This is a genomic window from Pantoea conspicua (assembly GCF_002095315.1).
In the GTDB taxonomy this organism is placed as follows: Bacteria; Pseudomonadota; Gammaproteobacteria; order Enterobacterales; family Enterobacteriaceae; genus Pantoea; species Pantoea conspicua.
This window is the reverse complement of the sequence record NZ_MLFN01000094.1, coordinates 1-4966: the sequence shown is the minus strand read 5'-3', so window position 1 is coordinate 4966 and position 4966 is coordinate 1. Positions and strand designations below refer to the sequence as shown.

General features: G+C 45.5%; 8 protein-coding genes. All 8 read left to right on the top strand.

The features are described 5' to 3' along the window. Nucleotides 1-93: 93 nt before the first annotated feature. The gene (locus HA41_RS20900; RefSeq protein WP_143807380.1) at nt 94-360 is read left to right on the top strand and encodes a hypothetical protein; all 267 of its coding nucleotides are present in this window, start codon (nt 94-96) and stop codon (nt 358-360) included. 51 nt (nt 361-411) lie between these two features. Further along, nucleotides 412-642, top strand: a complete 231-nt coding sequence (locus HA41_RS19235; RefSeq protein WP_208612780.1) for a hypothetical protein — start codon at nt 412-414, stop codon at nt 640-642. A gap of 92 nt (nt 643-734) precedes the next feature. Further along, complete coding sequence (locus HA41_RS19230) at nt 735-1064, top strand: putative holin (RefSeq protein ID WP_244175155.1); 330 nt, start codon at nt 735-737, stop codon at nt 1062-1064. A gap of 54 nt (nt 1065-1118) precedes the next feature. Next, nucleotides 1119-1415, top strand: a complete 297-nt coding sequence (locus HA41_RS19225) for a phage holin family protein (RefSeq protein ID WP_167373390.1) — start codon at nt 1119-1121, stop codon at nt 1413-1415. Continuing rightward, nucleotides 1408-1875, top strand: a complete 468-nt coding sequence (locus HA41_RS19220) for a lysozyme family protein (RefSeq protein WP_094122090.1) — start codon at nt 1408-1410, stop codon at nt 1873-1875. Before HA41_RS19225 ends, HA41_RS19220 begins: the two co-directional genes overlap by 8 nt. Next, nucleotides 1875-2141, top strand: a complete 267-nt coding sequence (locus HA41_RS19215; RefSeq protein ID WP_094122089.1) for a hypothetical protein — start codon at nt 1875-1877, stop codon at nt 2139-2141. The genes HA41_RS19220 and HA41_RS19215 overlap by 1 nt, the downstream gene beginning before the upstream one ends. A gap of 533 nt (nt 2142-2674) precedes the next feature. Further along, a complete protein-coding gene (locus HA41_RS19210; protein WP_094122088.1) occupies nt 2675-2872 on the top strand; it encodes a hypothetical protein in 198 nt (65 codons plus the stop codon). 1730 nt (nt 2873-4602) lie between these two features. Next, nucleotides 4603-4966: hypothetical protein (locus HA41_RS19200; protein WP_143807379.1), on the top strand; the 364-nt coding region annotated here is incomplete at its 3' end.

Genomic DNA, 4966 nt, shown 5'->3' with positions numbered 1-4966 from the left:
GATTTATTCAACAAAGCCCCGTGAATGATATAACAAATCAGCAGCGCTGCTCATTATTTTTTTAGGATGAATAATTTAATGGGGATTTAAAATATGGAAATTTTACATGACGCGCAGTTAAAAGTAGTTGCAGGGGCAAGTGGTGCGTATGATCCTGCTTATGCGGAGGCAAGCGCTCGTCAAAGCCAGCATGGAGGTTATGGTGGTCAGGCCAACGGGTTCGTTGGTACAAACTCATGTGGATTGGATTTGAGTTCGATTATCAGAGATAACCCATGTGCAACGGGTATTATTGCCGGTGCTATATCTGGTGCAGGTTCATTGCCAGGTATGGCAAAGGGGATTGCTGGGGGGCGCTAACAGGGTGCGTTGCTGGAGGAAATGGAAACGGCGGAGGTTCGGGGAGTAATTATGGCGGACAATGCACCTGGTAAAGAAAAGAAAGTTAAAAGCGCCTGCATTATACCTGGTATCTTGTTGGCTGGAGTATTTTTAACCTCGGTAAATATATTTCCGCATGGGTGGATGGGTTTTCTACCATATGAAATATCAAAAATATTTGTGATTGTCTTATGTTTCTATGGCGGTATATCAATCCTGAAAGACGTGACCCTTTATTTTATGAAGGGTAGTAGGCAATAACACCACCCAAACACCATCCGTTTATATCACAGGCTCGCTTCGGCGGGTCTTTTTTGTATCTCATTGCACCTTATAAAACAGAGAGGGAAATAATGGCTGAGCCATTGAGTACCAGCGCTACTGTGGGAACCGTAGCTGGCTGGGACATTGTCACGTCTGCGCTGATGGGATTTATCACCTCTGTAGATTACTCAATCGCGTTTGGAGCGTTTGCCGGTTCGATGTGTTTTATCGTTACCGTCAGTGATCTGACGAGGCGACAAATATTCGGGTATTTCCTGTTCGGCTATGCGGCTGGCGTATTCGGAGCTGGTTTTGTCGCTGACAAAATTGAGGACTATCTAAATTACCGCGAAAAACCTCTTGATGCCCTGGCGGCTGTCGTTATTTCCTCTGCAGCGGTGCAGGCTATTTCTGGTTGAAAAACGGCGGCGTTTCAAAACTGCCATTCGTTAAAAAATGGCTGGGGGAAAATCATGATCAACAACGATCTCCTGACGGTAATTGATGTCGTCATTTGTGCAGCTATTGCTCTGCGTCTGATGCTGTTCAGTAAAACTGGTCGAATACATAAACCGGGTTTCTCGTGGATTGCTGCTGGCCTGATTCTGTTTTACGGCAATTTTCTGTTGCTCTGGTTATTCGGTCATTACCACGCCAGCGGCTGGCCAGTTGTTATTACAAACGCGCTGATATGCGCTGCGGTATTTGCCGCGCGGGGAAACGTTTCACGCCTCATTCCAGAACCATCACGGAGAAAAAACGGTGAGTAAAATTATTGATATCTTACATTTTGAAGAGGGCTACCGGGAGGCTCCATATTGGGACACCCGCAATTTTCCAACCGTTGCCGGTGGTATCAGAATTGGGCCTCGAAATGCACCAATCAGACAGTATCAGTTTACCGTTCCGCGTCCTGTTGGCGACGTGTGGAAACTGTGGCTGGTAGACGCGAAAACCGCCTCTATGAATCGACAGCCTGCAATTGTTGCCGCGCTGGCGCAGTGTAATGACGCACGTCGGGACATTCTCTGCAGCCTGGCCTGTCAGATGGGTGTGACCGGTTTAGCTGGATTCACTAACACGTTGGGCATGATTGCACGTGGTGATTTTGCGGGTGCAGCTGGTGGAATGCTGAATAGCCTGTGGGCGCGACAGACACCTGACCGTGCGCGCCGCCACGCTGAGGTTATGCGCACCGGCACCTATGACGCCTACAAAGGTTTGATCTGATGCAAACACTATTAACCGTGCTGGCCGTAATTGCCGGTCTGGTAGTGGCCGCGTTCGGTCTGGGTCGGAGCAGCGGCAAAAAAGCATTTGAAACCAAAGCATCAGCTGAGCGGGCGTCTGTTCAGGCTGAGGAATCAGAAAAACACGTTGAGGTGCTGAAAAATGCTGTCGATGTTCGGCAGGATATTAGCAGCCAGCCTGATGCTGCTGTCTCTGAGCGGTTGCGGAAACGGTGGCGGCACGAGGGTGACTGGCACTGGCTGTGAGTGGGTTCGCCCGATCTACGTCAGTAACTCAGAGTTTGGTGACGCGATCATCGAAAATATGTAATCGGTACCATATAACAAACAGCCAACACGGATGTCAAAATCGTGTTGGCTTTTTTCTTCATACTTTATTTCCCCAAAACTCTTCCCCAAAACTGAACGAATATCACTCAGATTTTAAAAGTTTCCCGGATTCAGTTCTGGCGCACCCGTCTGCTTTTAAACGCTACCCAGCGTCATATCTCAAATGTCATCGCCAGGGATAATCAAATAACCCGCCCGCTCAGCGCCTATCCTCTATGCAGATTCTCTACGCGTCAGATGAGAGGCTATATGATCTTTTCCCGTTGATTAACACACCATGATGTTAGTCAGGTCTTCATCGGCCACATTGTTCATCGACTTAATCTGAATAGCTTGCTGATGTCTGAAACAGACGATATTTGCTATCGAATGGCCCGGTAAATGATTAGCAGAGTGATTAACACCCTTTATGTGTTTTATCGTGACATCTCTCAATAAAAGGAGGTGTTATGGAAAGTAAGTATGCAAAAGATGCAATTCATGTCTGTCGTCTGATGTTTGGGCAGGCAGTGCTGGAGTTATTAGGAGACAACCAGCCAGTCACGAATGTCGCGATAGAAAATAAGGTCAAAGCAATGCTGCCGGACTCACAGCCTGAGGTGGTATACGAAGTAGCGATGAAACTCCTTATGCGTAATGTCCATTAAGGAGGCTGACTGATGCCAGATAAGCCCGGCAGCATCTGCTCGCCGGGCATAGCAACAAGAACAGACTTTACCGCCGCTGGTACTTCTATGGATTTCGAACCAGTAATTCAGATACGCCTGACTCACCCGGTTGGGGTGGGAAGATATTAACCGTAAACGTGCTGTCGGTTTATGAGCCTGATCGGCTCACTAGTTGATGTTGAACAGGATTAAAATTTTTCCCTAAAATAAAGGGTGACTTTCTGATTCTCATTATCTTTTCGAAAGTAAAAACATGCCGTTAAATACAGTCTGAGGATGCTTTGAAAGTGTGCCTCAACGGGTTAACTTAATTCTGCAAAATTGAATAAACCATAATGCATTATCACAAGATATCAGTAACACCAACAGCGGGTTGAGGATGCCTTATGTCAGGGCTCCAGAAGGTCACCGTATGTCATGCCGGGTCTCTATTGTGATATGTCCGACGCGTCTCAGCAGTTCACGACAGCTCCATGCAGCAGTTACGAGAGATCCGACCTAAGGTTGAGCCGGTCTGTTATGGTTGGCAGGCGCTGACTGACAATACGATGCGGTCTATCCAATCGAATCCTGGACAGGTTCTTGAAAAGCTGATTCTTTTCATAGTGATTTCCAGTAGCAAAATGCATATCGGTAATAAAGAGAATTTCCGGTTACTGCCCTGAAAAACAGCGGAGAACTACAGAAACGACAAGTTCAGCCCAATCCTTTTTTTGCACGCCATATCTTATCGATTTTAACGTAACCGCGGTAAAGGAAGCGGGAGAAGATATTTATGAAGCTGCAACATAAGGTGTCAAATAGCATTTTTTGTCTGATATTTTTCTTTGCAAAACAAGTAATTAAAACCAGCGTGTAATCGCATTCATTTGGTCAATATAAAAGATTGATCAGGATCATATTTCATCCACATGTTGAAGGGTAGATTGCCCGTCATGAGGGGAAAGAAACTGAAAACCGATTGGGTGTAATCGATTCCATCTCTTTTATGAATGACTTTATTTTCTGGCGCTGACTTTAGCTGCCGGGCGTGTTTCAGACCTCTTGCCAGGCTTGAAAACAGAAATCTGACATCCAGATTATCAATTCAGTTTCTTAACATAAATGAGTATCTTCGGGTTTATGGTTTTTGAATTTTCATTCCTGTCAATTTTGTAATCGATTACTAAATTACAGATTGTCCACTAATTGAAACATTGCATGCTGTCCAGAAGTGCTGACGATATACACCTGATTTCAGGGACGTGGCGAGAGTGAATGCACCAGACAGTTACCCTAATTTTGCTTCACGCGTTGAGTCAACGTGTGATCGTGTCGCTGCACAGCGTGCATGACGTAAGGATTTAACTGCCTTCAACGAGTTATTAAATAAAGCAGTGATTTTCGGCGTGGTCAAAGAGGATTTGCCGTCGTGGAGAAAAGAAAGAGCTTCATCCGGCATAATGGATGAGGGGCCAGAGCTGACAAGGCCTGAGGACGATTGCGAAGCGATTTTATAAGATATGAATAAACCGGAATTGTCTAAGCAGGCATTATAAGAATTATAAAGATTTACAACACATAATTTTCTACCGGGTATAAAAAAAGGCCTCGCCGTAAAAGACGAGGCCTTCTCAGGACTCTGATCAAATGGCTGGCGGGCCAGAAGACAGATATCCGTTTGTGATTTACGAGTCTTAACATAAATCAACTTTAGCGAGTTCATACTAATGAAGAAATCTATCATTGCTGTAGCTATTTGTGCGATCTGTAGCGGTGCTGTAAATGCATCTGTCCCATCTGTGACTTACACTCCAGATTATCAGATGACCACTGCACCTGTTACCGGCTCTGATTTAATCCAGGACGCTGCGCTATCCAACACGCTTGATACGATTAACCAGAACTTTTCTGATCTGTCTACCCAGGGATCTGATGAGGCTGACATGCGTGTAACAGAAGATAGTGCGCTAAGTAATCGTATTACCACTAACGGCAATAATATTTCTGCCAACGCGAATGCTATTACAACACATGACAGTGTGATTAATGACCTGTCAAATCGCGTAACCCTGGACGAACAATACGATGGCA

Bases quoted from the DNA above. Each gene is read 5' to 3' on its own strand.
- HA41_RS20900 (WP_143807380.1), top strand. From the start codon at position 94: ATGGAAATTTTACATGACGCGCAGTTAAAAGTAGTTGCAGGGGCAAGT.
- HA41_RS19235 (WP_208612780.1), top strand. From the start codon at position 412: ATGGCGGACAATGCACCTGGTAAAGAAAAGAAAGTTAAAAGCGCCTGC.
- HA41_RS19230 (WP_244175155.1), top strand. From the start codon at position 735: ATGGCTGAGCCATTGAGTACCAGCGCTACTGTGGGAACCGTAGCTGGC.
- HA41_RS19225 (WP_167373390.1), top strand. From the start codon at position 1,119: ATGATCAACAACGATCTCCTGACGGTAATTGATGTCGTCATTTGTGCA.
- HA41_RS19215 (WP_094122089.1), top strand. From the start codon at position 1,875: ATGCAAACACTATTAACCGTGCTGGCCGTAATTGCCGGTCTGGTAGTG.
- HA41_RS19210 (WP_094122088.1), top strand. From the start codon at position 2,675: ATGGAAAGTAAGTATGCAAAAGATGCAATTCATGTCTGTCGTCTGATG.